General features: G+C 62.9%; 28 protein-coding genes. 10 read left to right on the forward strand and 18 right to left on the reverse strand.

Going from position 1 to position 26,129, the window contains the following annotated elements; genetic code table 11:
* Position 1: 1 nt before the first annotated feature.
* From LB525_RS08265 to LB525_RS08280, 4 genes are read right to left on the reverse strand one after another with little or no spacing between them, the layout of a single operon-like run.
* Positions 2–1,102, reverse strand: coding sequence for a glycosyltransferase family 4 protein (locus LB525_RS08265; protein WP_224544258.1), 1,101 nt, complete (start codon positions 1,100–1,102; stop codon positions 2–4).
* Positions 1,087–2,379: a TIGR04295 family B12-binding domain-containing radical SAM protein gene (locus LB525_RS08270; RefSeq protein ID WP_224544259.1), complete on the reverse strand. Its 1,293-nt coding sequence runs from the start codon at positions 2,377–2,379 to the stop codon at positions 1,087–1,089. Before LB525_RS08270 ends, LB525_RS08265 begins: the two co-directional genes overlap by 16 nt.
* Complete coding sequence (locus tag LB525_RS08275; RefSeq protein WP_224544260.1) at positions 2,376–3,449, reverse strand: NAD-dependent epimerase/dehydratase family protein; 1,074 nt, start codon at positions 3,447–3,449, stop codon at positions 2,376–2,378. The genes LB525_RS08270 and LB525_RS08275 overlap by 4 nt, the downstream gene beginning before the upstream one ends.
* Positions 3,446–4,552 carry an NAD-dependent epimerase/dehydratase family protein gene (locus LB525_RS08280; protein ID WP_224544261.1) on the reverse strand — a complete coding sequence of 369 codons (1,107 nt, stop codon included), beginning with the start codon at positions 4,550–4,552 and terminating at the stop codon, positions 3,446–3,448. The genes LB525_RS08275 and LB525_RS08280 overlap by 4 nt, the downstream gene beginning before the upstream one ends.
* A gap of 189 nt (positions 4,553–4,741) precedes the next feature.
* Between LB525_RS08280 and LB525_RS08285 the strand changes: the two genes are divergently transcribed.
* Both LB525_RS08285 and LB525_RS08290 read left to right on the forward strand, forming a co-directional pair.
* The gene (locus tag LB525_RS08285) at positions 4,742–5,014 is read left to right on the forward strand and encodes a hypothetical protein (protein WP_140833344.1); all 273 of its coding nucleotides are present in this window, start codon (positions 4,742–4,744) and stop codon (positions 5,012–5,014) included.
* A 226-nt stretch (positions 5,015–5,240) separates the two neighbouring features.
* Positions 5,241–5,447 carry a hypothetical protein gene (locus LB525_RS08290; protein WP_140542319.1) on the forward strand — a complete coding sequence of 69 codons (207 nt, stop codon included), beginning with the start codon at positions 5,241–5,243 and terminating at the stop codon, positions 5,445–5,447.
* Between the two features lie 345 nt (positions 5,448–5,792).
* Here LB525_RS08290 and LB525_RS08295 read toward each other — a convergent pair whose 3' ends face one another.
* The gene (locus tag LB525_RS08295; RefSeq protein ID WP_140542275.1) at positions 5,793–6,116 is read right to left on the reverse strand and encodes a hypothetical protein; all 324 of its coding nucleotides are present in this window, start codon (positions 6,114–6,116) and stop codon (positions 5,793–5,795) included.
* 209 nt (positions 6,117–6,325) lie between these two features.
* Between LB525_RS08295 and LB525_RS08300 the strand changes: the two genes are divergently transcribed.
* Together LB525_RS08300 and LB525_RS08305 are read left to right on the forward strand one after the other, a co-directional pair.
* A complete protein-coding gene (locus LB525_RS08300) occupies positions 6,326–6,817 on the forward strand; it encodes a DUF6894 family protein (RefSeq protein ID WP_224544262.1) in 492 nt (163 codons plus the stop codon).
* Between the two features lie 311 nt (positions 6,818–7,128).
* Positions 7,129–7,479, forward strand: a complete 351-nt coding sequence (locus tag LB525_RS08305) for a response regulator (RefSeq protein WP_224527705.1) — start codon at positions 7,129–7,131, stop codon at positions 7,477–7,479.
* Between the two features lie 11 nt (positions 7,480–7,490).
* Here LB525_RS08305 and LB525_RS08310 read toward each other — a convergent pair whose 3' ends face one another.
* From LB525_RS08310 to LB525_RS08320, 3 genes are read right to left on the reverse strand one after another with little or no spacing between them, the layout of a single operon-like run.
* The gene (locus LB525_RS08310) at positions 7,491–7,865 is read right to left on the reverse strand and encodes a response regulator (protein WP_224527708.1); all 375 of its coding nucleotides are present in this window, start codon (positions 7,863–7,865) and stop codon (positions 7,491–7,493) included.
* Positions 7,866–7,899: 34 nt separating this feature from the next.
* The gene (locus LB525_RS08315; protein WP_224544263.1) at positions 7,900–11,472 is read right to left on the reverse strand and encodes a CheR family methyltransferase; all 3,573 of its coding nucleotides are present in this window, start codon (positions 11,470–11,472) and stop codon (positions 7,900–7,902) included.
* Positions 11,426–12,481, reverse strand: coding sequence for a chemotaxis protein CheB (locus LB525_RS08320; RefSeq protein WP_224544264.1), 1,056 nt, complete (start codon positions 12,479–12,481; stop codon positions 11,426–11,428). The genes LB525_RS08315 and LB525_RS08320 overlap by 47 nt, the downstream gene beginning before the upstream one ends.
* Before the next feature lie 327 nt (positions 12,482–12,808).
* On the opposite strand from LB525_RS08320, the gene LB525_RS08325 reads away from it, so the two are divergent.
* Entirely contained in the window at positions 12,809–13,240 is a 432-nt protein-coding gene (locus LB525_RS08325) for a hypothetical protein (protein WP_224544265.1), read from the forward strand.
* 52 nt (positions 13,241–13,292) lie between these two features.
* Here LB525_RS08325 and LB525_RS08330 read toward each other — a convergent pair whose 3' ends face one another.
* Entirely contained in the window at positions 13,293–13,868 is a 576-nt protein-coding gene (locus LB525_RS08330; RefSeq protein WP_224527718.1) for a response regulator, read from the reverse strand.
* 458 nt (positions 13,869–14,326) lie between these two features.
* On the opposite strand from LB525_RS08330, the gene LB525_RS08335 reads away from it, so the two are divergent.
* A complete protein-coding gene (locus tag LB525_RS08335) occupies positions 14,327–14,929 on the forward strand; it encodes a diguanylate cyclase (protein WP_224544266.1) in 603 nt (200 codons plus the stop codon).
* A 14-nt stretch (positions 14,930–14,943) separates the two neighbouring features.
* Here LB525_RS08335 and LB525_RS08340 read toward each other — a convergent pair whose 3' ends face one another.
* Complete coding sequence (locus LB525_RS08340) at positions 14,944–15,081, reverse strand: hypothetical protein (protein WP_181174857.1); 138 nt, start codon at positions 15,079–15,081, stop codon at positions 14,944–14,946.
* A gap of 17 nt (positions 15,082–15,098) precedes the next feature.
* Positions 15,099–15,302 carry a DUF2934 domain-containing protein gene (locus tag LB525_RS08345; protein ID WP_224544267.1) on the reverse strand — a complete coding sequence of 68 codons (204 nt, stop codon included), beginning with the start codon at positions 15,300–15,302 and terminating at the stop codon, positions 15,099–15,101.
* Between the two features lie 149 nt (positions 15,303–15,451).
* Here LB525_RS08345 and LB525_RS08350 point away from each other — a divergent pair, with 149 nt between their 5' ends.
* Entirely contained in the window at positions 15,452–15,766 is a 315-nt protein-coding gene (locus LB525_RS08350) for a hypothetical protein (RefSeq protein WP_224544268.1), read from the forward strand.
* Positions 15,767–16,383: 617 nt separating this feature from the next.
* Here the strand turns inward: LB525_RS08350 and LB525_RS08355 are convergent.
* Positions 16,384–16,680, reverse strand: a complete 297-nt coding sequence (locus LB525_RS08355) for a hypothetical protein (protein WP_224544269.1) — start codon at positions 16,678–16,680, stop codon at positions 16,384–16,386.
* A 493-nt stretch (positions 16,681–17,173) separates the two neighbouring features.
* The gene (locus tag LB525_RS08360) at positions 17,174–18,934 is read right to left on the reverse strand and encodes a thiamine pyrophosphate-dependent enzyme (protein WP_224544270.1); all 1,761 of its coding nucleotides are present in this window, start codon (positions 18,932–18,934) and stop codon (positions 17,174–17,176) included.
* 143 nt (positions 18,935–19,077) lie between these two features.
* Between LB525_RS08360 and LB525_RS08365 the strand changes: the two genes are divergently transcribed.
* Together LB525_RS08365 and LB525_RS08370 are read left to right on the forward strand one after the other, a co-directional pair.
* Positions 19,078–19,974: an alpha/beta fold hydrolase gene (locus LB525_RS08365; RefSeq protein WP_224544271.1), complete on the forward strand. Its 897-nt coding sequence runs from the start codon at positions 19,078–19,080 to the stop codon at positions 19,972–19,974.
* Between the two features lie 940 nt (positions 19,975–20,914).
* Positions 20,915–21,178: a hypothetical protein gene (locus LB525_RS08370; RefSeq protein WP_224544272.1), complete on the forward strand. Its 264-nt coding sequence runs from the start codon at positions 20,915–20,917 to the stop codon at positions 21,176–21,178.
* A gap of 35 nt (positions 21,179–21,213) precedes the next feature.
* Here the strand turns inward: LB525_RS08370 and LB525_RS08375 are convergent, their stop codons facing one another.
* Genes LB525_RS08375 through LB525_RS08385 form a run of 3 tightly spaced genes read right to left on the reverse strand, consistent with a single transcriptional unit; the run spans position 21,214 to position 22,818 of the window.
* The gene (locus LB525_RS08375; protein ID WP_140696544.1) at positions 21,214–21,426 is read right to left on the reverse strand and encodes a hypothetical protein; all 213 of its coding nucleotides are present in this window, start codon (positions 21,424–21,426) and stop codon (positions 21,214–21,216) included.
* 49 nt (positions 21,427–21,475) lie between these two features.
* Positions 21,476–22,075 carry a hypothetical protein gene (locus LB525_RS08380; RefSeq protein WP_224544273.1) on the reverse strand — a complete coding sequence of 200 codons (600 nt, stop codon included), beginning with the start codon at positions 22,073–22,075 and terminating at the stop codon, positions 21,476–21,478.
* A gap of 14 nt (positions 22,076–22,089) precedes the next feature.
* Positions 22,090–22,818 carry a DUF4142 domain-containing protein gene (locus LB525_RS08385; RefSeq protein ID WP_224544398.1) on the reverse strand — a complete coding sequence of 243 codons (729 nt, stop codon included), beginning with the start codon at positions 22,816–22,818 and terminating at the stop codon, positions 22,090–22,092.
* A 437-nt stretch (positions 22,819–23,255) separates the two neighbouring features.
* Here LB525_RS08385 and LB525_RS08390 point away from each other — a divergent pair, with 437 nt between their 5' ends.
* Entirely contained in the window at positions 23,256–24,170 is a 915-nt protein-coding gene (locus LB525_RS08390) for a hypothetical protein (RefSeq protein ID WP_224544274.1), read from the forward strand.
* A gap of 60 nt (positions 24,171–24,230) precedes the next feature.
* On the opposite strand, the gene LB525_RS08395 is transcribed toward LB525_RS08390, so the two are convergent.
* Positions 24,231–25,301 carry a sensor histidine kinase gene (locus tag LB525_RS08395; RefSeq protein ID WP_224544275.1) on the reverse strand — a complete coding sequence of 357 codons (1,071 nt, stop codon included), beginning with the start codon at positions 25,299–25,301 and terminating at the stop codon, positions 24,231–24,233.
* Positions 25,301–26,044, reverse strand: coding sequence for a Crp/Fnr family transcriptional regulator (locus LB525_RS08400; protein WP_224527746.1), 744 nt, complete (start codon positions 26,042–26,044; stop codon positions 25,301–25,303). Before LB525_RS08400 ends, LB525_RS08395 begins: the two co-directional genes overlap by 1 nt.
* Positions 26,045–26,129: the final 85 nt, after the last annotated feature.

Below are 26,129 nucleotides of genomic sequence, written 5' to 3' on the forward strand. Positions count from 1 at the left end.
GTCAAAGCCCTGCCATGGCCGTCGCCGCCCGATCGTAGACCTCTCGCATCCGCGCCGTCTGGGCGCTGAGCGAGAATTTACGCGCCCGTCGGGCGGCGCGCTGACCGAAATGGCGCCGCAAGCTTTCGTCACGTGAGAGCATGGCGATGCAGCCGGCAAGCGCGTGGGGATCGCGCGCGTCGAAGAACGTCGCTGCTCCGTCCCAGATCTCGCGGTAGGTGGCGATGTCCGCCAACACCAGGGGGGTGCCCGCAGAGGCTGCCTCCAGGGCGGCCAGCCCGAAAGGCTCGTAGATGGACGGCGAGACAAACATGCTGGCCCGCGCCATCAATTGCCGAACCTCGCAATGGCTGATCGAGCCGAGCGAGATGCAATTGTCAAAGAACAGGCGCTGTCCGTCCGGGCCTTCCGTTTCGCCTGCGGCGAAAACGGGAGGGCCGCACAAGGCAGCCGCGGCGTCGAGCGCCAACCCGTTTTTACCCTCATCCCACCAGCGGCCGGCAGCGAGAACGAAGGACTCGCGATGCGCGCCTGCCGAGCCTGGGAGCGCGCCATTGTGGACGACGCTCAAGCCGGCGATCGGACCGTAGCAGGCTCCGAGCATGGCGGCATGGCTTCGGCTCGGCGCGACAATGGCTTCGGCGCGGTCGAATCCGGCCCGGTTGCGCTCTCGTTGCCAAGCCCAATCGCCCTCGGGCGCTTGCGCCCGCACTGCATGCAGCCATGTGACCACGCAGGAATGCGATACCGCGACGATCGGACAAGTCAGCTCAAGACCGGCTGCGTGCGCCGGCGCATTGAGATGTACGAGATTGATTGCATAGTCCGACGCAAGCTCCTGCAATTCGCTGGGCAACCGGTCGAGATCTTTCGTGTCGCGCGTCATCCAGTCCGGCGGGCATTTCAGCCAAACCAGAGTGGCGAAGGACCGCGCCTCCCGGGCCTGTTCGGGGGAAGGTTCGGGTCCCAGCCCGGCAAGCACGATGCTGTCGCCGCTGGCCGCCAGCTCCCGCGCCAGATCGAGCGAATAGCGCCAGACTCCGCCGACGGCGTCGGTCGTCATCAGAATGCGCCGCGGACGATGGGTCAGTGATTGCAGCATGAGGACTCCAACTCAGCCAGCGCATGCGGACGCTGGTCCTGGATGTCGCTGAAGGATCGGAAGGAGGCGAGGTAGTGCTCATGCGCTCGCTCCCAGGCAATATCGTCGGGTTCGCCCCAGAGTTCGCGGTAGCTGGGCGAGCTCGGATAGGGATAGAGCGGCACGGGCTCGTTCGCCCAAACGCCGTGATCGATGAGGTGCTTGCGCCAATAGTCCACCAGCGCCGGGTCGTCCTCGACCACGCCGATCAGATTGGCCTGAACGAAAGGCACGTGGCGACGGGCATCGACCAAAAGCGCGGCCAGATCCTCCGTGTCGAGCCGGCATCGCTTGGCGAGCATCGCACGGCCCTCGACGGTCAGGCTTTCAAGGCCGGCTTCGATCGAGACGCAGCCGGCCTCGCCGAGCAGCTTGAGCAGGTCCGGCTTCCACAGGTCGATGCGGGTCTGGACACCGAACTGGATATCGCGGTCGACCAGCGCTTCCAGCAACGCCTTCTGCGGCAGGAAGATTTCATCGATGAAATAGATGTAGCCGACCCCTTGAGCGATCAAACCGTCGATCTCGGCTATGACGGCATCGTGCTTCCTGCGCCGATACGCATCGCGGAAATCGATCTTGGCGCAGAAGCTGCAATTATAGGGGCAGCCGCGCGACGCTTCCACCTCGGCGCCGGCGCCCTTCTGGTGGGCATCGAACCTGTGGTGGTGGTGGCCATGCGCGGCGATCCAGTCGGACGGCCAGGCGAGCGCAGGATGATCGACGAACGGGCTGGCATGCACCCCGCCATTGCACACTGGAAAGTCGTCCTGGAGCCGGGCCGTATGCGCAACCTTGCTCCAGTCGCTCTGCCGTGCAAGCTCCGTCACGACCTCCTCGCATTCACCGCGCACGACGACATCGACGCCGAGCTTGCGCAGGGTCGGCGCCGGCGTCGCCGAGCCATGCGGTCCGACCGCCACCGTGCGTCCGCCGCGCCCGGCGAGATGATTGAGGAATTCCGCCGGCACGCGCAGCTCGGGCGGCGCGCAGCGCCAGAACAGATAGGTCGGCGCGGTTGTCACGACGGTCATGTCCGGTGCGAAAGCCGCAACGCTTTCCGCAAGGGCGGCGTTGTCCAGCCCTTGCAGCAAGCCGTCCAGCATCAGCACGTCGTGCCCTTCGGCTTCCAGCATCGCCTTCGAGTAGCCGAGCTCCAGCGGCAGATGCGGCTGGCGGCAGCCGAAATAGATGCTGTGCTCGTATGTCCAATGAGGATTGACCAGCGCTACCTTCATGCGACGTACCTCGTGGCTTCGGGGTGCGGTTGGAGCCGATGCCGCAGCAGCCAGCTGGCGAGATCGCTGACGCCTTCGCGCCATGGGACACGCGCCTGCCAGCCGATCGCTGCTTGCAGCTTGCGCGTGTCGGCGACGAAGAAGGGTTGGTCGCCAACGCGCTCGCGGTCGTGGCGAAGCGCGACGTCGCTGCCCGTCATATCGGCGATCTCCGCCAGCAGCACGCGCAGGCTGACCGCATTGCTCGGGCCGCCGCCCAGGTTGAACGCCTGGCCCTTGAGGGCCTCAATCCTGGCCAACACGCCGCGATAGGCGGCTACGGCATCGGACACATGCAGGATGTCGCGCACCTGCCTGCCGTCGCCGTAAACGGTAATCGGCCGGCCGGACAAGACGCTGAGAAGAAAATGCGCGACCCAGCCCTGGTCCTCGGTGCCGAACTGGCGCGGCCCGTAGATGCAGCTCATGCGCAGCACCGCTGTCGGCAGTCCGTAGGATTTGGAATAGTCGAGCACATACTGATCGGCCGCGCCCTTCGAGCAGCCATAGGGCGTGCAGAAATCAAGGCCTACCTTCTCATCGACCCCGCTCGCACGCACCTTCTCGTCGAGCGGCTCGTAGTGATCATCGGCTTGCCGCACCGCGATCTGGGGCAGGCTGCCATAGACCTTGTTGGTGCTGGCGAAGACTACCGGGGCGCCGGTGCTGCGAGCGGTCTCCAGCACGTTGAACGTGCCTTTGAGGTTGATGTCGAAATCCTGCGCGGGATCGGTCAGGCTGGTCGTCACGGCGGTCTGGGCGGCGAGGTGAAAGATCGCCTTTGCCGGCGCCAGCGCCGCTGCCAGTGCGCCGGCATCGCGTATGTCGACGATTTTGGCGCTCAGCCGGTCGCCATGCTTTTGCGCCAGCCAGTCGAGATTCTGCTCGACGCCCGGGCGGCTGAGATTGTCGACGACCAGCACGGCCTCGCCATCGGATAGCAGGCTGTCGGCCAGGTTGGAGCCGATGAAGCCGCTGCCGCCAATGACGGCTATCGGTGCCTTGCGCGGATGCCGGTGGCCCTGGGTCATGAGACCAATCCCCGCTCTTCCAGCTCGCGCCGCATGTCGGCGCCCCGGTCGATAACGACGCTGTTGCGAACCCATGCCGCGAATTCGCCGAGCGAATCTTCCAGTCGATGCTTCGGCTCAAAGCCGAGCAATTCGCGCGCCTTGGCAATGTCGGCGAAGCAGTTGCGTATATCGCCGGAGCGCGCCTTGCCGAGAATTTCGGCGGGGCGCTTCGGAACGCCCATGGCCTTGGCAAGCAGCCGGGCCACCTCGCTGATCGAATAGGCGCGGCCGCTGCCGATGTTGATGGCGTGGCCGGCTGCCTGGCGCTGCTCCAGCGCCAGACGGAACGCGGTGGCGACATCGCGCACATGGACGAAATCGCGCTTCTGCTCGCCGTCCTCGAAGATCGTCGGCTGTTTGCCATTGGCGAGGCGCGAAGCGAAATTGGCGAGGACCCCGGTATAGGGATTGGAAAGCGCCTGTCCGGCGCCGAACACGTTGAACAGGCGCAGTGCAACGGCATCGACGCCGTAGGCCTGGCCGAAGATCAGCACCGCGCGTTCCTGCGCATATTTGGTCAGCGCGTAGATCGAGGCGAGATCGGGCCGCTTCTCCTCGTCCGTCGGAAGAGGCGACAGTGCTTGGCCGGTCGCCGATACCAAATCCCAGCGGCCCTCCTTTATATCGGCAGGCTTTCGGCGCGCATTGTCGATCCGCTCGCCGTCCGGAGTCTGATAGAGGCCTTCGCCATAGATGCTCATGGAGGACGCCACGACGATCCGCTCGACCGGATGCTTGATCAATGTCTCCAGCAGCACCGCGGTGCCGAGATCGTTCGCGCCGACATAGCGGGCGATCTCGTACATGGACTGGCCGACGCCAACCTCGGCCGCCAGATGGATCACGGCATCGGCGTCGGAAACCGCTTCGGCGACAGCGTCGCGGTCGCGCACGTCGCCCTTGATCAGTTCGGCCCCCGCAGGGAGGTTGATGGCTTCGGCGCCGTGCACCTGATCGACAAGCGCATCGAGCAGGCGCACCTGATAACCATGGTCGGTGAGTTCCTGGGCGACGTGGCGGCCGATGAAGCCGCAACCTCCCGTAACCAATACACGTTTCACGATGACTCCCTTGTGGACTTGGCTTCGGCGCCCCGAACTGCGCGGCAAAAGGTTTGTTCCCTGCTTCAACAAAGTTCCCGTCGCAGGAGGTGCCGCAGCTTCGACAGGGAGCCGTTCCACCATCTGGAACATTGCCTGTTGGCTGCCGTTAGGACCGCTCATCGGTCCCCGCTGCAGAAAGGAAAGTCCATGTCCGAGGCCAAGACGACCACCAATCACGACGAAATCCGCAAGTGGGTAGAAGAACGGAATGGCCAGCCGGCTGTCGTTCGCACGAAAGGCAAGGGCGGCATTCTGCGCATCGACTTCGGCGAGCCCGAAGACACGCTCGAGCCAATCGAATGGGACGAATTCTTCCGCATCTTCGACGAGAACGATCTCGCCTTCCTGCATCAGGATAAAGCCGGCAGCGGTGGAACGAGCCGCTTCAACAAATTCGTCGAGCGCAGCCAGAAAGGTTGAGAGGCCGAAAACCTGGCGCCGTTGGAGGGGAGGAGGCCCTATAATGGCGCGCGGCAGGCGGGGTCAGGCTGCCGCATTTATTCCGCTGAGCTCAATCGAGCGGCTGTCCGTCGGCCTGGGCGTCGCTCCAAGATCGTGGCCATCCCCGGCGCGGGGTTCCCGAATGGCGTCGGCAGTGGGAACCGCGTGGGCGCTCCGGCTGTTGGATCAGCAAGGAGCAATGGCTATGGGACTCTTTTCCGACCTGAACAAGAAGCTGACCGAAAACCTGTACGCCCATGGCAGTTATCTGAGCGACCCGAGCGCCGACCTGCCGCGGCGGGTGGAGGAGACGGTCGACCTTCTGATGCCCTTCGTGCGGCCGGAGGCCCGCGAAACGGTGAAGCTGCAGATCCTCGGCATCATCCACGAGCATATCTATGACGAGGACTGACTGCGGCGACTGCTCGATCCGCCGGAGACGCTAGAGCAATTACAGGAAAAGTGTGAGCGGTTTTCCGTCCGGAATTGCGTAAAAAACAAAGAGATAGGGCGTTTCGCCGTTTCCGTGAAACGGTGAAACGCACTAGCCGAGGGACGCTTTCAGCCATTATCCCGAACGCCGGGATCTGCCTTGCTTTTCGGCTTCGCGGAGCAGCCGCACGATGGCGTCCACCGGAGACGGGTTCGTGGTCGGCTGCGCTTTCCAGCGCCATAGATGACGAAACAAACTTCTCAAGCGCGGCATCGCAATTACCTCCTTGCGCTATCAAACCTGGGACGGGGAACGATGTTCCTTTCATACCTGGCGGAAGATCGCGGCGAGCAGAAACACAACCGCGGCCAGGACGACCAGCGCCACGATCACCAGCACCGGGCCGTTCCTGCGCGGCTGCAGGCCGGGCGCGTTCTCTGGCGGCCGCATCGCGTTGGCAAAGCTTGCCTGGTTGGTGAAGCTCGGTTCGCGCGGCCCTGCCGGCTTGGCGGAAGTCGGGACATCGCCGGCCTCGGCATCCGTCTCCTGCGGCGCCGCCGCAGGGTCGAACCCAGGGGTCTTGTCCTGCGTCCTGCCGGCCTGGATTTCGCCGCGGGCTTCGGCGGGCGTGCGTTGGTTGGGTGACATTCGGCGCCTCCTTTGTTTCCAAACCTGTTTCCGGCCCCGCTGTTCCAACCGCGTCTTTAAGACGGATATCGATCAGGGCGCTGCCTTCGAGTTCATCGCTAGCGTTGCGGGATGTCGGGCGCTGCTATCCAAGTCGATTCGTGAACTCCGGCGGAACTTTCAGGAGCAGGCGAGCTTTGTATCCTCGACACGGAGACGAAGAGGCAGGAATGCAAGTTCTCGACACAGCGATACATGCCGGTCCTGGAGACGTGACGGTCGAATTTCTCGGCGAGGGCGGGGAAAAGATCGCTGTCACCATGGTTGTGTCCGACCCGTTGCCCGGCGATGCCGCGCTTGTCGATCGCGCCAAAGAGCTGATGGTTCAGTGTGCTGCATTCGGCGGCCGGTCTGCGCAAGGCCAGGACGGGTCCGTGGATGCCGTCCGACCCGCCGTCGAGAGGCCAACCGACGTGGGCCAGGATCTCTACACATTCGAATATCGTGACGGTGGCAGTTTGAGGCGGCTAGAAGGGGTGGAATTGCCCAACCTCGAAGCTGTTCATGATGAAGCGTTGCGCTCCGCGATCGATCTTCTCGACGATCCGGCTGCCGAAGCTCGGCGGGAGGGCTGGGCGGTTCGGGTTCGCGGCGGCGACGGCGATGTAATCTTGTCGGTCGATTTCGATGAGGCAAGGCGGGAAAAGGCCGCCGCATTGTGATGGAGGCAAGTCTGTGAAGGATCGGACGATAAAGACCTTTATGCCCCTGCACGCGATTGCCGCCGCACGGGGAGATGGGCTGAGGCCGGAATTTCTTCGCCTGTTCGAGGCCCGCGCGGCCTTGTCAGACCTCGACGTGATCCAGCTCAGCCGGGGCGAGGACGCAGGCTTGGACCAAGCCGGCCCGAATCCTATCGGCAGCCGCGCAGCCGTTTGCGGGCAAAACGTCGTGCGCTTCCCTCGCCGGCGGAGTACAACAAGTGTGCCAGGAGGAGGTAAGCGTGTCAGAGGAGGTCGTTATGGGAGCGCCCTTGGCACTGATCATTGAAGATGAATATCTGATCGCTTGCGACGTGGCGGATGGCTTAAGGGCACTCGGCTTCGAGGTGGCTTGCGTGGCCTCGGAACGGGCAGCCGCGACCTGGCTGGACGACAACCAACCGGATTTGGCCATCATCGACATCCAATTGCTCGACGGCCAAAGGGGGGCCGCCGCCGCTCGCCTCAAGGAGGCGGGTGTGCCCTTTGTCGTGCATTCGGGCTACGATCCGGCCTTCCAGTCGCCTGTCTTCCATGGCGCGCCTTTTCTGCCGAAGCCTGCGCCGATCCGGCATCTGGTCGAGCTTGCGAGCCGGTTGATAGGCGATCGCACCATGTCGTAGGCCAGGCTTTCTCAGTCCGGCGCATCGCTCTTGCGGAACCGCGACACCGCTTCGATCAACAGGTTGTAATCGACCGGCTTCGACAGCTTGGGCTTGTCGCGAAACTGGTCGGGAAAGACAGTGATGCTGTCGTAGCCGGTGAGGAAAATGAAAGGGACACCGCCGAGCGTGAGATGCTCGGCCAGCGGAAAGCTTTGCTCGCCTCGAAGGTTCACATCCAGCACGGCTCCGTCCAGAGCAACGCCCTCGATTTGTGCAAGCGCCTGTCTGACCGTAGGTGCCGGGCCGATCACTGTGCATCCTGCTTGGGTCAACTGGTCGGTGAGGTCCTCCGCAAGCATAAACACGTCCTCGACCACAAGGACATTCAGGCCGGACAAGAGCATGTTGTGTCCACTCCTCATCGCTCAGCGGCAAATGTCAGCGACCCGTGCCTGACGCCAGCGGAATTTCTATGTCGCATTCAAGTCCGGAGCGTTCGAACCTCAGATCGACCTTCCCTCCCAGCTCGTACTCCAAACTTTGCTGGATGAAGGTCGTTCCGAAATTCCTCCTTAGCGGCTCTTCGACGACAGGTCCGTCGATTTCCCTCCAGCGGATTGACAGAATGCCCGGTTTGTCGGTGTTCCAGGCTACTTCGACGCGACCGTCCTCTGTCGATAGGGCTCCGTATTTCGCGGCATTGCTGGCAAGCTCGAAGAATACCATGCCGAGTGTCGCGGCCGCGCTCGCGCCCAGCTGCAAAGGGCTTCCGAGGATGATGATATTCTGGCGCTCCTTGCTGCTGTAAGGCGACAGGACTGCCCGCAGCAACTGCTCGAGATCGGCATCCGTCCAGTTGTAGGAAGACAGCACGTCGTGCGTTCGACCCATTGCCTGCAGCCGCTGCTGGAAGGACGTGAAAAAATCGCCCATCGAACTGGATGTGCGAACCATGCGGGACGTCAGCGCGGTGACCGTGGCCAGGATATTCTTCACGCGGTGCTGCAATTCGTGCAGCAGCCTTTCCTGGCTGCGCTCGGCCTCCTTGTGACTGGATATGTCGACCAGCGCCGCAATGGCGCCGCGGACCTTGCCCTTTTCGTCGAACAGCGGGTTGGCCGACATCATAACGTCGATTGCGGTACCGTCCTCATGCTGGATCCTCGCTTCATAGCCCGGAATTGCCCTGCCGGTGCGCATTGTCTTGAGCAGCGGCTGGTCATCGGTGCCTACCTTGGTTCCATTGAAAGTCAGCGGCAGGATCGCGGGCACGGATATCAGCTTGGTGCCGGTAGCGGGCCGACCCAACAGCTCCGCCGCGCGCCGGTTGGCGCGGATCTCCACGCCGGCGCCATCCTCGGCGATGAAGATGCCGATCGGCACGAGATCGAGCAGGGCTCCCAGGCTTTCGCCGCGGTTGCGCAGGTCATGCGAGAGCGCGCCGATCCTTTTCTCGGCCTGCGTGATCTGGGTGATGTCGACGAAGGTGACGACGACGCCCGCTATGATATTGTCGACTGTCCGGTAGGGCAGCACCCTCATGATATAGCTCTGGCCGTTGTCCATGCCCTCGACCTGCCGCTCGATCGTGCCAAGCCTTTGCAGCACCTGTTCCATGTCGGCCTGCAAGCCGTCGGCAGTGAAGCGCGGACGGACATGCGCCAGCGGCCGTCCGACATCGCTTTCCACCAGCCGGAACAGGTCGCGCGCGGTCGGCGTGAAGTTCTTGATGCAGAGGTCGCGGTCGAGGAAGATGGTGGCGATTTGCGTGCTTTCGAGCAGGTTCGCCATGTCGTTGTTGGCGCGGGTGAGCTCGTCGACGCGCAGACTAAGCTCGGCATTGACGGTGTGCAACTCCTCGTTGATCGACTGGAGCTCCTCTTTCGAGGTCTCCAATTCCTCGTTGGACGACTGCAGCTCCTCGTTGATCGAGGAAAGCTCCTCGTTCGAGGATTTCAGCTCCTCATTGGAGGATTCGAGCTCCTCCGTCGTGATCTGCAGACGCTCCTTGGTTTCCCTCAGCTCCCTTTCGAGCTGACTGACATTGGCGCTTTCGACATCGTCGGTTGTGTGGACGGCCTCGTCCTCGGCTTCCGGCTTGATCCCGCCGACATCCCGGAAGACCAGCATAAAGAGCGGGTCGGAAGAACCATCGCCCGGAAGCGGCTGCACAGCCAGGCTGATCGTCTGACGCCCGCCATTGGTGCCGATGCTGATCTTGTTCTGGACCGCCACCTGTCCGGTGCTTACGGCCTTGTGGAGCGCGGCCCTCAGATCCATGCGCAACCCGCGACGCGCCATGGAGAAGACGTTGTGGCTGGGGGCGCCGGCAGCGAGCTCCAGATATTTGCCCGTGCCGCCTGAGCTGTGCATCATCTCGCCGGCGGCATTCACGATCACATAGGCCGGCGAATAGCGCTCGACGAGCAAACGCTCCGCGGTTTCCTGCAGGGTTCCGGCCGTTGCCCGCCGGCGCGCACTTGGATCCGTCGATCTCGCCGCGGTAGCGAGCGGGAATTCCGGCAACCGATGTGCGGTGGCCCCGTTGCGCCTCTGGAAGATGCGGCTTGTCTTATCCACCGTCGAGAACAGCTGTGGATGGCGCGTGACGTTCTCCGAGGAACCGAGAAGGAGATAGCCATTGTTGCGCAATGCGTAGTGAAAGATCGGGACGATCTTTTCCTGCAGTTCCGGGCCCATGTAGATCAAAAGGTTGCGGCACGCGATCAGGTCGAGCTTCGAAAAGGGCGGATCGCGCAAGAGATTGTGCACCGAAAACAGGCAGATCTCCCGCAGGTCGGCGGAAATGCGATACGTACCGTCCTCGCGCGAGAAGAACTCCTTCAGCCGCTTCGGCGTTATGTCCGGCGCGATCGTCGCCGAGTAGCGGCCGGCACGCGCTACTTCCAGCGCGCGCTCGTCGATGTCGGTGGCGAAGATCTGCAAGTTGGGCGAGGCGGCGCCGCGCGGCGCGTTCTCCTTCAAGAGCATGGCGATCGAATAGGCTTCCTCGCCTGTGGCGCAGCCCGGCACCCATACCCTGATCGTCTCGCTGGGTTTGCGGTTCTCGAACAGCCGGGGAATGACCACACGCTCGAGAGCGTCGAAAGCCTGCGGGTCGCGGAAGAAGCTGGTGACGCCGATCAGCAGGTCCTGGAACAAAAGATCGACCTGCTGCGGGTCCTCGCGTAGCCGCTGGTAGAAGACGGTGGGATCGTCGATCTGCAGCACCAGCATGCGGCGCTGGATGCGCCGCAAAATGGTGTTGTCCTTATAGCCGCTGAAATCATGTCCTGTGCGCGAGCGAAGCAGGGCGGCGATGCGCGAAAGCTGTTCGGTCACTTCGCGCTTGCGCCGGTCCCGCTCGGTTTCGGTGCGGCTCGCGTGGGTGAAATAGCTGACCAGCTTGCCGGCCATCTCCTCAGCCGGAAGCACCATGTCGACCAGGCCGCTCTGGACGGCGCTGCGCATCATGCCGTCATATTCGGCGCTCTCTTGCGCAAGCGTCAGCCCGCCGCGCTCCTTGATGGCCCTCAAGCCGACGGTGCCGTCACTGCCGGTTCCGGAAAGAATGATCCCGGCGGCGTTCTCGGCCTGCTCCTGCGCAAGCGAGATGAAGAAATCGTCGATCGGCGCCCGTCTGTCGCGCGCGGCCGCGATCTTGACCAAGTGAAAGCGCCGCTCTTCAATCCTCACCGAAACACCTGGCGGGATCACGTAGATGTTGTCGGGTTTGACCTCTACGCTTTCGGCAACTGTTTGCGTTGCGATCGCGGTTGAGCGCTGGACGATGCTGGCAAGCGCACTTTCATGCTCGGCGTCGAGATGCTGGATGACGACATAGGCGAAGCCGCTGTCGGCGGGCACTTCGGGAAAAAAGCTCCGCAATGCCGCGATGCCACCCGCCGATGCGCCGATGCCGACAATGGGGAAGGACGCCGGCTGCTTTTCGTCGTCGCGCGAACTAACCCTTGCCTTGTGAGTACTTGCCTTCCGCGCTGACTTCGCCATTGCCCCTTACCTGAACCCGCCTGCTTCCGAGGATGCGTTCGATCACAGCGGCATCCGCCTCATATTCCTTCGCCCGCCTGCCCATTTCGGCGGCGAGTCCGGAGCGGCGCTTCGCCCGCTCCCGCTCTGCCATACGCCTGGCAAACGCCGCCCGCTGCTGATGCGAGCGGAGCAGGCTCCACAGGATCTCTTCGGCCTCCACCGCCTGCATCTCCATCACCGCGTCGGTGGTGAAGGCATGCCCGGTATGGCACCGATAGCGCAGCATGTCACCGTCTTCGATCTCCCACAACGGCCCGTGACATTCCGGGCATGTGAACACCGACAATTCGCCAAGTCGATCCGCTTCCTGCATCGTCGAATGCTCCTGCGCGGCAATGGCCGCTTCCAATCTAACCGCCGGCGGGGGAGGAAAGGATTCTCCGGCCGGCTCGACCGCAAGTTTTGCCAGCAAAGGGCCGAGCTCGGCAGCGGGCAGGCAGTGGTCGACCTCGACATAGCGCAGCGCGCTTTCAATCATTGCCGGCACCAGCGCGTCCTTGGGGTGCTGGACGACTGCCAGCCCGCCGACTGATTTGACGGCCCTCAACCCGGCGGTGCCGTCAGAAAGCGCGCCCGACAGCAGAACCCCGATGACGCTCGCGCCGTAGCTCAGCGCCGCCGAGCGGAACAAGGGGTCGATGGCCGGCCGGGCAAGATTCTCGCGCGGGCCGCGCCGCAGCATCATATGATCATCGTGAAGGAGAAGATGGAACCCGGGCGGCGCGACATAGATGCAGCCGGTCCTGAACTCTTCGCCGTTCGTTGCCGGCTGCGTTTTGAGCGTGCCCGCGCGGTCCAGGATCTCCGGCAGGCAGCTGACCTGGCCGATGTGCACCACGACAAAGATGGCCGCCGGCAGATCGGCCGGCAGGTTGGCGACGATCTGCTTCAACGGCTCGATTCCGCCGGCCGACGCGCCGATGACGATGATGTTGTGATGGTTGGATGGACCTCTGGAACGGGCCATTCCGCTACGAGCCTCCAAACTGGGCTGTAAGAAGTGTTCCGTTGGGGTGACGGCATCATCGCGGTTCAGCGACAGGTCAGATGTTTAACCCTGTAATCTGCACGAAGTTCCAATCGCTGCCGGCCCAGGCCCGTCGCGAAAGATGGCGGGAACATAGGGGATGACTGGCAGTTGGGGTTCGCTTCAGACGCCATGCCAGGCGTTTGTCGAAGATCGGTGGGCAACACCTGATCGGTCTGCGCCTGTCCTTGCAAGCGCGGGCTTCAGGCCCGGCAGGCCTGCCGCGCCGCTGTACAGATGTCGCCGCCAAAACCACAGGAGACAGCAATGAAGCATCAGACCTCATATGAACTTCAATCGGTGGCAGTCGTCGACCGGCTTGGATTGATTCCCCTTGCCACGAGAACGCAGCGGATCGAGCGGTGGGCGGAACTGCTGGATCGCAATCCGCTTCGGTGTCTCTCCGCGTTGACCGGCACCGAATATGTCGATCCCGAGGTTCGGGAACATGTGCGGGCGGACGGATCGCCGCTCGCGGTTGCCTTCGATGATCCGTTGCTGCGCGCGGCCGGTTTGCGGTCAGACACCTACGGCGAGGCGAAGCGCTTTTTCGAATTGTCCGATTGGCAATTGCATGACGTCGTGTGCAGCTGTCATGCCGGCGCGACGATGCAGGCCAGCTGGGCTGCCGCGCGGGTCCGTCGGATCATAAAGGGCAACCGGATCATTGCCTGGCTCAGAAGCTGCCTGACCCATTGAGAATGCTGGTCGCCAGGCGAGCGCAGGTCGCCGGCGGCTCGGCTGCCTGCGATTAGTGCAGCAGACAAGCTCCGCGCAGCCGCGCTATCTTGCGCATGATGGTGTTCAGCCAGTCGGCGATCGATGACCCGGCGGGCCTTTTGTCGATATCTTCAAGCGCCTGCTCCAAAGTGTGCTCGACAAGGCGGTCGGAAGCGCCGGCATCGTCCAGCAGCAGACGCGCGGTGAGCCGGAGCTTGGGGAGCAGCGCAACGACGTCCTCCGCCGCGGGCGCCGGCTGCGCGACGGTCACCGGCTCCGCAAAGGGTTCCGGCGGGAACAGCGCATCAACCACGACGGCGCCGTTCGAGGACTTGCTCAGGCTGCTCGCGAAACGCAAACGCTCGGGGATGGCGATCTCGTCATAACCGCTGAAGAAGACGAAGGGCACGTTGCGCCGCATCAATTCGTCCGCGACCGGGAAGACGAGGCGACCATGCAGATTGACATCCAGAATCGCTGCGTCCGCCGCTTTTGCATGCCGCCCGGCCTGCTCCACTGTCGCTGCCGGTCCGAGGATGATAGCGCCCATCCCAGCGAAGAAGGTCGCCAGATCGCTGGCCAGCAGCCACTCGTCTTCCGCGATCAAGAGGTGAAGTCCCCTGAGGTTTCGCACACGAAGCTCCTTAGTTCATATTCTGACGTTGGTGAGACCTCAGTCACGGGGCATGTCGCGTCGATACCGGCGCGTGTATCCATGAGGTCGCAGGGAAGCCAACTGGTAGAACGCGGCGATGGGTGAACCGTTCCGGCGGTTCGCTGCGCCGGATCTGACAGCTCTGGAACCATTCCGCCGGCCGGCGGTTCGACACCAGGCGGGAGTCGGCCGGGAACGATGACCCATGACGCCGCAGGGCGAAGCTTCCAGGGAAGACAGCGAGCGCCAAGATACCGACCGTATCCGCGAGCTTGCGGAAAGAACGAGAATTCCAAGCGGGTTGGCGCTGGCGCTGATCCTGAATACGGCAACGAGCCGAACGTGCTCGATCGCGAGGCTGCAAAGTTCAGGCGCGACGCGAAGAACGGCGGCAGGTAGGGAGCTGCGGCGTGCTGGCCGATCCCATGGTCCTCATCCTGATGTACTTCATCCTGCCGGTCTGGCTGGTTGCGGGCCTTGCCGACTGGCTATGCCATCGCGCCACCCACATCGAATCGACGACCGGTGCGAAGGAATCGCTCATTCACTTGCTGATGTTCGCCGAGGTTGGAATCCCGCTGCTTGCGGCAATGTTCCTGGAGGTGAACGCCTTGGTCATCGCCGTGATGATCGTCACCTTCTTCATTCACGAAGCGACGGCGATATGGGACGTGCGCTATGCGACCACGGCTCGCACGGTGAGCCCCGTCGAGCAGCACGTGCACAGCTTTCTGGAAATGATTCCGCTGATGGGGCTGGTCATCGTGGTGGCGCTGCATTGGGGCCAATTCCTGGCGCTGTTCGGCGCCGGAACGGAAAAGGCTCGCTTCGATTTGACCTGGAAAGAACAGCAACTGCCGGTGATATACATTGCCGCCGTGATGATCGTGATCGTGCTGTTCGAGCTGCTGCCCTATGTGGAAGAGTTCTTCAGAGGCCTGCGCGCCAACTCAGGCCGGTTAGTGCCTGACAAGGCGAGGCGGCATGAGCCCGGCGACACGGCGACGCGCTGAGGCTGGCTGTCCTCTCAGCCATTCTGGTCGATAGCGTGCGGCGAGGGCTGCTGGGCGCCGCCGCTCGGGCGCCCGCCGTTTTGGTCAGCCCAGACCCAAACGGCGACCAGAACGATCACCAGAATGCCGAGAGCAATTAGGATACGACGCATCTCCGGGCCGCCGTGCTTCAGCCGCCTGGCCGGTTGGCGGCCGGATCAGAGCCGGCGCCAACCGCTGGATCGGGCGCCACCGGACCGCGATCGACTTCCGAACCTTCCGACTCGATCTCCTGGACGGCTTGATCCCAGTGTTCCTGCTGGCGGCCCTGAGGGCGGCCCTCACGCTCCCAGATCTCATGGGCGCGTTGCCTGATGCGTTCTTCCCTGTCCATGCCTGGCTCCTCTCGCACGGCTGAACTGCATTGTCTGCGCCTAATCGGATGCCTGAGGGTTTGTTCCACCGGACTTGAAACGGACTGCCCAGCTGTTGGAACGCCGCTCTCGCGCCGGTGTTATCTTTCATCCAACCGGAGATAGAGTCATGAAGAACAGTCAGAACCGTCGCGAGACCGGCGCTACGAAATATCCCGCCAATACCGATCCGGATCCGAGCGACGAATTTTCCCAGGACGCCGCCGGCAATGAAAGGCCCCTTGTCGATCCGGGCCTCAGCCGCAAGCAGGGCGAGGTCGAGGACAAGACCCGTCAATCTGAGGGCCGCAATCCGCCGCGACAGCCGACGCCAAGCACGGCGACGGAAAAGAGCTCAGGGGCAGGTCCCGCTGTCGCGGAGCATTCCAAGGACGCCAAGGCGCCTAGGAGCGGCCGTCAGCCCGGCGCCTATGTAAAGGAATGAACGCGGGCCGCTCCCTCTGGAACATAGCTCTGAATTCTAAGTTCGGTAGCAATCGTCTCCGCCGGTTCCGGCATCGAGGCGGCGAGTAGCCAGGCTCCGAGACCATCCGGTTGCTGTAAAACGGCGGACCGACGATGAACAGAAAAGCCCCGAGCATACATTTCCGGAAACGAGCGGGCGCGATGACATGTCGCCCGCCTGTTCAGCGCCGAACGAAGGCTTGGCTGGTTTTGCCGGCAAGCCTCTTGGCAGGTTCTCTTTGTGCCCCGGCATCGGCGCACCAGGCGCCGGCGGGCTGGCAGTACGATCCTTCCTGCTGCGCCGGAGTGGATTGCTATCAGGCTCCACCTTCGGACGTGAAAGAGACGAAATACGGCTACCAACTCTCGACCGGCGAGCTGATCCCCTACAGCGACCACCGCATCAAGCGATCACGTGACGAATATTTTCACGAGTGCAAGCCCGGGGGCGACACCAGTTCCCAGCACTCCTTCTGCCTTTATGTTCCGGACCGCGGGATGTGAGGCGCAGCGGTTAGATCCAAAGTCGTGACCAAGGAGGCCCGTCCTCGACACAGGCGGACCTTCTCGGTGTGCGAAAGCTACAGGCGCGAACGGCTACTTGTTGCAATTCTGCATGTTGGATGTGGTGTTGCCGCTAGCGGTATTGTTGTCGATATCGTTGCCAGCCGCGTCCTTGCACCGGTCGCCCATGCCGCCGGACGGGTTTGTGGTCGTGCTGTTTGTGGCGTTTGGATCGACCGTGCCGCCATTGCCGTTGTTGTTCATGCCGTTGGTTCCGGTCGTGGTGCCTGTTCCAGACCCGCTGCCACTGGTTCCAGAGCCGCTGGATTGGGCCATTGCGGATGTAGCCAGGACAATTGCAACAGCCGAAGCCGAGAGAAGTCTAATCATGGGGAAGTCTCCTGTTTGATCGCCAGATTGCGATATGTCTCAAACAAGAAATCCCTGTCGATGTTCCAGACTGGCAGGTGCTATTCCATAACTTCTTGTCGATTACACCTGAAACCAACAATGCTGCCATATCGAATGCGCGTCATAGAACAACTAGGCTTATTTGTTGTTCGAATTTTCTGCCTCGGGTCGATCCCGGCCGCGATGTTGGAGTCGTTTCACATCGCCTTCGACCGTGTCCCGCCATGGCTCCTTGATAGTGCCCTTAGAGATGCCGATGCCGGGATCGTTCCATATCAGCGTCGCTCGGATTTTTTGGATTTCGGGCGCTGGTTTCCCTGATGACCATTCCTCATAGCCCGGTCCATCAAGACTTCACGCTGAACCTCCGCATCGCCGCCAGGATTTCCCGATCCGGGGTGCCGCCGCCGCCGAGATGAACATCGACCATTCGACGGCGCTGGCGGGAAAGGTCGAGTGTCAGAATTCCCGCCTATTCGCCGGCCTCCATCATCGTCTTGGCTGGCTCCTGTGCGACGTTTTCCTCGATCTGGTCGCGGCCCGGAGTTCGAGGCAGCGCCTTGCGGAAGTTCTTGGCGTAATCGGGCGGCATTTTCGGCGGCATCATCGGCTCATAGGCGTCGACGAGCGCTTCTATGATCACCGGCCCGCTGGCGGCGAAAGCCTGGTCGAGCACGCGCTCGACCTCCTCCGCCCGCTCGATGCTGAACCCTTTTCCACCCATCGCCTCGGCGGCCTTGGCAAAATCGATCGGCTGCAGCTCGCAGCCGAATTGGGGATTGCCGAGGAACATCATCTGCTCCCAGGCGATCTGGTTCAGCATGTTGTTCTTGATGACCAGGAGTTTCAGCGGAATGCCATAGCGCACGGCCGTCGAAAACTCGCCCAGTTGCATGGCGAGCCCGCCGTCGCCGACGATCGCCGCGATAGGGCGGCCGGGAAAGGCCATCCCGGCGGCGATCGCATAGCTGAGGCCGCAGGACATGGAGGCAAGCGCGCCCGAAACGCTAAAGGCTTGCCCCGCGCGGAGATCGACATGACGGGCGGCAAGCTCCGTGTTCTGGCCGGAATCGGTGGCCAGAATCGCATTCTCCGCAAGACGTTCGCCGAAGGCGCGCGCGACGCGTTGCGGCTTGAGAGGATGAGCCAAGTCGTCTTCGGACTGGCGCATCATCTCGCGCCATTTGCGCATCGAGCTTTGCGCCGTCGCCAGGAACCCGCCGTCAGCTTTCTGCTTCAGCCGCTTGTTGAGGGCGCGCAAGGTCTCCGCCGCATCGCCGACCAGACCGGCTTCGACCGGAAAGCGCAGGCCGATGCGCTGCGCATCGCAATCGATCTGGACGCCACGCGCCTTGCCCGGCCGGGGGTAGTACTCGATGTAGGGGAAGGTCGAGCCGACGATGAGCACGGCGTCGCATGCTTCCATCGCCTCCTGCGACGGCAAGGTGCCCAGAATGCCAATGCCGCCAGTGGTGTAAGGATGGTCGTCCGGCAGCACCGCCTTGCCCAGCAGCGCCTTGATGACCGGCGCCTGCAACAGCCGCGCCGATTCTTCAAGCTCGGCCGCCGCGCCGATCGCTCCGCGTCCCGCAAGGATCGCCACGCGCGCTGCGTCGTTGAGAATGGCCGCGGCCTTGTCCAACTCCGCGTCTTGCGCGACGCAGTGAGGAGCGAACATGCCCTGCGGCGTGTGCGCCGGCCGGTTGCGCTTGGATCGCTTTGCCGCGTCGGCGGGCTGTTCCTGGATATCGCTGGCGATTGAAAGATGGGCGACGCCCTTGCGGGCGAGCGCGGTGCGGCAGGCGAGGCTGGCCACGTTCTCCATATGCGCCGCGTCCGAGACCTGGACGTTGTAGACGCTGACGTCGTTGAAGACGCGGGTGAGATCGACATCCTGTTGCGTGAATGTCTCGATCAGGTCATGGAACTGCATGCCGGTAATTGCCAGCACCGGCGCCTGGTCGAGCTTGGCGTCGTAGAGGCCGGTGAGAAGGTGAGTACCGCCGGGCCCCGACGTTGCGAGGCACACGCCGAGCTTGCCTGTCCATTTGGCGTAGGCGCAAGCCATGAAAGCGGCCGATTCCTCATGCCGCACCTGGACGAAGGATATCCTGTCCCGGTTTTTGCGCAGCGCCTCCATGACGCCATTGATGCCGTCGCCGGGAAGGCCGAACACGACTTCGACGTTCCAGGCAATCAGGGTGTCAACGAGGATTTCGGCTGCGTTGGGCATGGCGAGGCTCCGCTGTTGGCTTCCGAACCGGCAAGACCACGGTTGGTTCCCTCGTCGGATCGGGCCGGGCCGCGGTCACAAGGAACAAACCTGATTGCAAGGGGTTGGGCGGCCACTGCAATGTGCTGCTCTGAGGAGGATCTGTGGAAGAGCCTGTTTTCTGCGACACGCCGCTGCTGCGGGTCGCCTATGTGAGCGGCGGATCCGAGGACGGAGCGCCTGTGCTGCTCCTTCATGGCTGGCCGGACGATGCGACCACTTTTGCAGACGTGTCGCCATTTCTTCATGCCGCGGGCTTTCGCACCTTCGCGCCATGGCTGCGCGGGTTTGGAGGAACCGTGTTCCACTCCAGCGAAACGATGCGCTCAGGCGAGATCGCCGCCATGGCGCAGGACGCGCTCGACTTTGCCGATGCCATCGGCCTCGAACGGTTCGCGGTTGTCGGCCACGACTGGGGGGCACGCATCGCCTACCTGCTCGCCTCGGTGTTTCCGCAGAGGATAAGATGCTGCGCGGGGCTTTCGCTGGGATGGCAACCCGGCTCGCTTCCGACGCCGCCTTTGGAGCAGGCGAGGGCCTTCTGGTATCAGTGGTTCATGGCGACCGAGCGCGGCGAGGAGTTCGTGCGACAGCACGGCCACTCCTTCGCGCGATTCCAGTGGGGCAGCTGGAGCCCGCCAGGCTGGTTTGACGACGCGCTGTTTGAACGTGTGGCGAAGTCCTTCAAAAATCCGGACTGGCCGGATGTGACGCTGCATTCCTATCGCGTGCGCTGGGGGGAGGCGGATCCCGATCCGCGCTACGCTGAACTCGCGCGCAAGCAGGCTGAGGCGGAGGTCATCTCGGTGCCGACACTGGTCCTTCATGGCGATGACGACCGCGTCGTTCTGCCGGGTTCGTCCGAAGCCAAGGAGAAGTATTTCTCGGCAAGCTACGAACGTGAGCTTCTGCCGGGCGTCGGCCACTTTCCGACCCGCGAGGCGCCTGAGCAGACCCGAGAGGCGCTGGAGAGCTTCCTGATAAGCTTCGGCAGGCAATAAGGCTGCGCCGACTTCGATATTCGGGACAGCTGCCCCGAGAGGAAGTTCGTCGGTCCAGCAGACTGGCGAGACAGGAACCTTTTTCCTGTCAGTGGGTTAGTGGGGCAGGCATTAACCCATGTTAGGGGAGCGGCCGTGACACGCAAGCTTCGTCAAGTGCTCGGATCGGAGGAGGAGCCCTCCAAGATCACGACGCCGGAGCGCGAGACGAGCGTCGCGTTGGAGGCGCTGAGATGCGAGAATGCACCGTCTCGAATGTTGGCACTGGCGCGTAAGCTCGATGCCGCGATAGCGTTGCGGACGCGCAAAGCCCGCCCGCATTGATTGCCGACTGGGACGTTCCGATAGCGACGATGCGGAACAATCATGGCCGGCAGTTGTTCGTCTCCAAACCTTCCATGGGCGATCGGATGAAAGGCATAATTCAAAGCCTGATTGCCGAGTTTCTGCCGCGATGGTGGCGCCGAAAATCTCGCGCCCCAGCACCGAGGCAAGCGCCGGTTCGTGTGTTCTCGCGGGCAAAATCGGACAGTGCCCAAGCGACCGGGGCAGGGGAAGGATCGGATGAAGGTCCAAGATAGCGCAAGCTAGGGCAAGCCCGCTCCGCCGGCTGAAACATTCGTCCGATTGCTCGTTCGGCAACATCATTTCAGCGGGCGCGAGGCGACACCGAAAATGCCGAAGAAAATTTTCCCAGTACCCGACGCGCTGGAAACGTGAAACTTTCTCCGGAACATTTCTGTCGCCTGCCGGTTCGAAAGCCGATCGCCCTCCCTCTAGCGATCCAGGGTCCCATCAGGCCCATGGCCCGTTGCCGCATGCAGGCAGCGGGCCTTCTTCGTCTGGATCGCCGCGTGGCTCCCGAACCGGGCGCAGGGGAACAAGCGGGATATCTTCGGGTTCCTCTGAGATAGCGGGAACTGTCAACCAGGAGGCCGCAATGAGCGAGGCTATGACGACCTCAAATCACGAAGTGATCCGAGCTTGGATCGAGGCGCGCGAGGGCAGGCCTGCCGTCGTAGCCGGGCCGGGGAAGGGCGCGATCCTGCGGGTCGATTTCGGCGCAGGCGACGAAGATCTGAGGCCGATCGAATGGGAAGACTTCTTCAAAGTGCTGGACGACGACAATTTGGCGTTCGTCCACCAGGACATGACCGCGGAGGGTGCCATCAGCCGCTTCAACAAATTCATCGCGCGCGAGTAGGCCTCCAGGAAAGAACGGATATCGCGCTCGAACTGTCACTGAACCCCCGGCATCTTGCTGGCATCCTGCGGATTCTTCGTGATGCCGGCGGCCGGCGAGGTATCCTGCGGCGCGTTCCCGCCCTGGTTTTGCTCGGGCGTCCGTTTGACGGGCGCTGTTTGCCAGCCTGTGCCGACATAGACGAAGGCCCAATAACAGAGCACCAGGACCACCGCAGCCAATATCAGTGGCAGAAGCACCCGTCTCATGTCGAACTCCTGGCTGGCTTTGCGTCTGTTGTGGCCGCCGACGGCGAGGTTAGGTCGTCCTTCGGCGCGCCGCTTCCCGCTCGACATCCTCAGCTGAATAACTGCCGGCAGCCGGATCGAAGGCTGCCCACCCGCCCGCTTCATATTCGCTGCGGCGGTCGGCGACGTTGACCGACGCGGAGCTGTGAAGGACTTCCCGGGCTTCCGAAGCGAGGTCGTCCTCGACGCGAGCTGTCACCAGCGTGCCGCCGCGGCGGACGCCTTCGGCATAGACATGCGCGTCTTCCTCCGGCACGCCGGCATCGGTCAGGCTGCCGATAATGCCGCCGGCCGCGCCGCCCACAATCGCTCCGGCGACGGCGCCCGCGGCTGTCGACGCCAGCCAGCCGGCCGCGACGACCGGCCCGACGCCAGGTATCGCCATGGCGCCCAGGCCTGTTGCCAAGCCTCCGGCGCCGCCCACGACCGCGCCGATACCGGCGCCGCTGGCGGCATCCTCGGCGGCCGGGGATTGCGTGTTTCGATACCAGCCGCGGGCATTGTTGGCCATGATGCTGATGTCGGATGACGGGACGCCAATGGATTCCAGCTCGCCCACCGCGTCAGCGGCGTCGTCATAGTCGTCGAACAGCGCGGTGATCGTTTGCATGTCGGTTCTCCTGTCTATTGTTGGCCGGCGAAGACGTTGCCCTGATAGTCGAGTGCAACGGAGGTGCCCTTGCCATCCTTCGTCGCCTGGCCACGCCAGATGCCCTGCTCGTCCTTGGCGAGCGCTGACACGTCCGCATAGCCGGCATCCTGGATGCGCTTCTTCGCCTGCGCCTCGGTGAAGCTGTTTGCGCCGGGAACCGGAGCGGGTGGTTTGGGTGTCGATGCCGATTTGACCGCCGGCATGCTCGCGCTGGCGCGGGCGATCTTCTCGATCATGTCCTGATGCATTTTCAGTGTCGGCAGGGTTTCCGCCGCGAAAGATTTGAGCGCGGGATTGTCTCCGTCCTTGGCGTAGGCCTCGAACAGGCCGACCGCGTCCGCATGTGCCTTGCGTTGCATCTCCACGTAAGGCTGATCCAGCGAGGCCGTCGTGCTCTGCAACCGTTCCAGATCGCTCTTATGCTCCGCATCGGATCCCGTCGGTACCTGCAATTTCTGCTCGGCGGCGATCTTCTGCAGTTTGGCGTTCGCCGCGCCGTGGTCGGTGATCATCCGCTTGGCGAAATCCTTGATCTGCTGATCCTTCGCATTGTCTTGCGCGATCTTGCTGGAATCCACTTCGAACATCCCGCCGATGGCAGCCTTGTCGACGAAGGTCTGCGCGTCGTCGGCCGCGAAGGCCGGAAGGGCAAGCATCAACGCGACGGCCGTCGATGGAACGAGCAACATACGCAAGCTCATGGCTGAAGGCTCCTTGCTGTTTGATGGGGCCCGAACCGCTATTCCCGGCCTTTGTTCCGCGACAGACTTGTGGCGTTTCAAAAGGCCAAAATGGAATCCGCCAGCTCTGGCCGGGCGGGTTTCTGATCGATCGACCATGGCGAAGCCCGGTCAGCGGGCAAGAGAGGAGCCGGTGAATTCGTCGACGAGGATCGGCCCCTTTTACACAACGGGGACAGGCCTTTGCCTCAATCAAGCGCTCGGAGTCGAGGCGAAACCGGCCTTTGCCTCAGAGCTCTGCCCGCAGGTGGAACGAAAGCCGAATCCGGGAATTACCTACAAGCACTGAAGATTACTTGCAGGAGGAAGAAATGGGACGAGGTATTCTACTCTGGCTGCTCGGCGTTCCGATTCCGATCATTATCCTTTTGATGCTTTTCGCGCGGTAGGAGCGGACAATGACCAATGCCTTTTCCGCGGTCGACGAAGCCGCGATCGAAACATCTTCGTCTGCCGTCAATTGGGGACCTATCGTGGCGGGCGCTTTCGCCGCGGCCACTCTGACGCTCGTCCTCATGCTCGTCGGTTCCGGGCTTGGTCTGACGATGATGTCGCCCTGGGGCAGCGCTTCGCTGACGACATTCGCCGTGTCGACCGCGGTCTGGCTGGTCATAGTGCAATGGCTGTCATCCGCGCTTGGCGGCTATATTGCCGGACGGCTTCGCACCAAGTGGGTCAACGTTCATACCGATGAGGTGTATTTCCGCGATACCGCGCACGGGTTTCTGGCCTGGGCGCTTGCCACCTTGCTGGTGGCCACCGTCCTTGGTACGGCGATCTCGGGAATTGTCGGCACAGGCGCCCAGGCGACGACCGGCTTGTTGAGCGGCGCCGCAGCCGGTGCAGCTTCGCAGGCCTCGTCGGCGCAGGCGCCATCCGCCAATGATTTGGCTGGCTATTTCGTCGACGCGTTGTTCCGGCCGGCCGATAACGCAGCCGCTGCGACACCACCGGCCGGCACGCCTCAGAACAATGCCGATGCCGCTGGGCAGGCAACACGCATACTGGCAATCAGCGCTGCGAACGGGGAAATGAGCGCGAATGACAAGGCATATCTCGCCCGCCTGGTGGCATCGCGGACGGGCCTTCCACAGGCCGATGCGCAGAAGCGGGTGGACGAGGTCCTCGCCAGCGTCGAGGATGCCAAGAACAAAGCCAAGGCGGCCGCCGACAAGGCCCGCAAGGCAAGCGCCACCACTGCTCTGGTTGGCGCATTGTCGCTGGTGATCGGCGCCTTCATCGCGGCCGTTGCGGGAGTGCTTGGCGGCCGGCAAAGGGACGAGGACGAGGCTCGCTTTTCCAGAAGCAGCTGACGGTCATCGCGCCTAGTCTGGAAGAGGGCGGCAACCATGTCGCCGACAGCCGTGGTCGTGCTACTGGCCGCCGATGGCCTCAAGCGGGATGGCAGCCGTGAAATTGAGCCCGCTCGGAGCCAGCCGCAAGTCCACTGTCGCTCCCAGTTCGTACGGCAAGGTGCCCTCCAGAACCTCCAAGCCGAAGCCGCGCCGCTCGACGGGTTTGAAATCGTGGGATCCGCTCTCCATCCATTTGAAATGGAGCAGGTCCTCTTCCAGCTGCCATTGGATGTCGATGCGGCCCGCGCGGCTAGACAGTGCTCCGTATTTCAGGGCGTTGGTCGCTAACTCGTGAATGGCCAGCCCCATTGTCTCGGCGGCCTTGGGTGCAAGCGTCAAGGCCGGACCTTCGATCGTCAGGTTCTCGCCTTCCCGGCCGCCCGCAGCACGCAATTCTTCCGCCACGATCAATGCCAGACTGATGCCGATCGACGGGCGGCGTGTGATGGCCGCCTGGACCCGGGCGAAGGCGTTGATGCGGCCTTCCAGATGGGCCGCGGCTTCGTCCAGGGATTCGCTCTTCTCCATCGTGCGCCGCACGAGCGAGCGGATGATGGCCAGGGTGTTGCGCACGTGATGCTGCAATTCGGCGAAGCGGGCCTGGTGTTGTTCCTCGCATTCCTTCTGACGCGTGATGTCGTGACCGATGCCCCCGATCTGGGCGACCTTTCCCGCTTCATCGCGCATCGGAAAATCGGCGTTGCGCAGCCAGCGTATCTCATTGTCGGCCGGCCGGCATATACGGTATTCGAAGGTGACGCTTTCGCCGTCGCGAATGCGCTCGATCTGGGCCAGCACATGCTCGCGGTCTTCAGGCAGGACAAGGTCGATCCAGCTGGCGAAGTTGTCGCCGGCCAGGGCCATTTCACGGCTCATGCCGTAAATGGCGTCGAAAGCCGGGCTCAGATATTCCCACTGCAGCGTCTCGGCGTTGCGGATCCAAAGCACGTCCGAGGCGGCCTCTCCGAAATCCTGCAGGTTCTCCTCGCCTGCGCGCAGCCCGGCTTCGGCACTCGCATGCTCGTGCAGGGCCGCCTTGACCTCGGCCAGGCTGCGTTCAAGCGGCTTTTTGGGTGGGCCCTTTGACATCACTCTTCATTGGCATCGAGATGCCTGCCTTCGCGATCGAGATGCAGATAATTGGGATTGAACAGCGCGACGTCCTGCAATGCCTGAAGGTTGGGAATGGTCAGCGTCCTGTCCTTCAGCACGATGAGGTTCGAGGCGCGCAGCTCCTGCAGGGTGCGATTCACATGAACCGTCGACATGCCCAGCGTCTCGCCCAGTTCCGTCTGCGTCAGCGGGAACTCGCAACTGCTGTTGCTCGTGCAGCCCGCGGCCTCCAGCCGGATGAACAGCTCGCATAATAGATGCGCCATGCGCTCCAGTGCATCGCGCTGCCCGAGATTGACCGTCCACTCGCGCTGTATCGCCGCTGCGACGAGCGATTCCCACCACAGTGCCTGGGTGATGCGCGGATGCCCGATCATCATTTCGTCGAAGGCCGTGCGCGAGATTTCCGACACCACGACCGGCGTGATGGCGCCGATAGAGTGGTCCATTTCCTTCAGGACGAAGACATTCAGATCGCACAGGTCCCCAGGCAGGAAAAATGCGATGATCTGCCTGCGCCCGTCTTCGAGGGTCTTGTAGCGGCAGGCCCAGCCCTCGCTGATCAGATTGATGAATTCGGGCTTCTCGCCCTCGTGGATGATATCCTCGCGCGCGGCGAAACGTCGAACCCGTTGCGCCGCTATTCTGAGCAGCATGTCCTTGTCGGCTTGCGAGAGCCGCGTGAACTTCTCGAGCTTCCGGATCAGAGGCCGCCTCATCCTTATCCTTCTTGTCGGTGATACACAGAACGATCGGGCAACGACCTTACCTATGTTAACGTCCGTTTGCCGCGGACGACTGCGC

The organism is Mesorhizobium sp. CA16, from assembly GCF_020165175.1.
Classification (GTDB): Bacteria; Pseudomonadota; Alphaproteobacteria; order Rhizobiales; family Rhizobiaceae; genus Mesorhizobium.

Coding starts and splice junctions, on each gene's coding strand:
- LB525_RS08265 (WP_224544258.1), bottom strand. CDS start 1,102: ATGCTGCAATCACTGACCCATCGTCCGCGGCGCATTCTGATGACGACC.
- LB525_RS08270 (WP_224544259.1), bottom strand. CDS start 2,379: ATGAAGGTAGCGCTGGTCAATCCTCATTGGACATACGAGCACAGCATC.
- LB525_RS08275 (WP_224544260.1), bottom strand. CDS start 3,449: ATGACCCAGGGCCACCGGCATCCGCGCAAGGCACCGATAGCCGTCATT.
- LB525_RS08285 (WP_140833344.1), top strand. CDS start 4,742: ATGTCCGAGGCCAAGACGACCACCAATCACGACGAAATCCGCAAGTGG.
- LB525_RS08290 (WP_140542319.1), top strand. CDS start 5,241: ATGGGACTCTTTTCCGACCTGAACAAGAAGCTGACCGAAAACCTGTAC.
- LB525_RS08295 (WP_140542275.1), bottom strand. CDS start 6,116: ATGTCACCCAACCAACGCACGCCCGCCGAAGCCCGCGGCGAAATCCAG.
- LB525_RS08300 (WP_224544262.1), top strand. CDS start 6,326: ATGCAAGTTCTCGACACAGCGATACATGCCGGTCCTGGAGACGTGACG.
- LB525_RS08310 (WP_224527708.1), bottom strand. CDS start 7,865: ATGCTCTTGTCCGGCCTGAATGTCCTTGTGGTCGAGGACGTGTTTATG.
- LB525_RS08315 (WP_224544263.1), bottom strand. CDS start 11,472: ATGGCGAAGTCAGCGCGGAAGGCAAGTACTCACAAGGCAAGGGTTAGT.
- LB525_RS08320 (WP_224544264.1), bottom strand. CDS start 12,481: ATGGCCCGTTCCAGAGGTCCATCCAACCATCACAACATCATCGTCATC.
- LB525_RS08325 (WP_224544265.1), top strand. CDS start 12,809: ATGAAGCATCAGACCTCATATGAACTTCAATCGGTGGCAGTCGTCGAC.
- LB525_RS08340 (WP_181174857.1), bottom strand. CDS start 15,081: ATGCGTCGTATCCTAATTGCTCTCGGCATTCTGGTGATCGTTCTGGTC.
- LB525_RS08345 (WP_224544267.1), bottom strand. CDS start 15,302: ATGGACAGGGAAGAACGCATCAGGCAACGCGCCCATGAGATCTGGGAG.
- LB525_RS08350 (WP_224544268.1), top strand. CDS start 15,452: ATGAAGAACAGTCAGAACCGTCGCGAGACCGGCGCTACGAAATATCCC.
- LB525_RS08355 (WP_224544269.1), bottom strand. CDS start 16,680: ATGATTAGACTTCTCTCGGCTTCGGCTGTTGCAATTGTCCTGGCTACA.
- LB525_RS08360 (WP_224544270.1), bottom strand. CDS start 18,934: ATGCCCAACGCAGCCGAAATCCTCGTTGACACCCTGATTGCCTGGAAC.
- LB525_RS08370 (WP_224544272.1), top strand. CDS start 20,915: ATGAGCGAGGCTATGACGACCTCAAATCACGAAGTGATCCGAGCTTGG.
- LB525_RS08375 (WP_140696544.1), bottom strand. CDS start 21,426: ATGAGACGGGTGCTTCTGCCACTGATATTGGCTGCGGTGGTCCTGGTG.
- LB525_RS08380 (WP_224544273.1), bottom strand. CDS start 22,075: ATGCAAACGATCACCGCGCTGTTCGACGACTATGACGACGCCGCTGAC.
- LB525_RS08385 (WP_224544398.1), bottom strand. CDS start 22,818: ATGAGCTTGCGTATGTTGCTCGTTCCATCGACGGCCGTCGCGTTGATG.
- LB525_RS08390 (WP_224544274.1), top strand. CDS start 23,256: ATGACCAATGCCTTTTCCGCGGTCGACGAAGCCGCGATCGAAACATCT.
- LB525_RS08395 (WP_224544275.1), bottom strand. CDS start 25,301: ATGTCAAAGGGCCCACCCAAAAAGCCGCTTGAACGCAGCCTGGCCGAG.
- LB525_RS08400 (WP_224527746.1), bottom strand. CDS start 26,044: ATGAGGCGGCCTCTGATCCGGAAGCTCGAGAAGTTCACGCGGCTCTCG.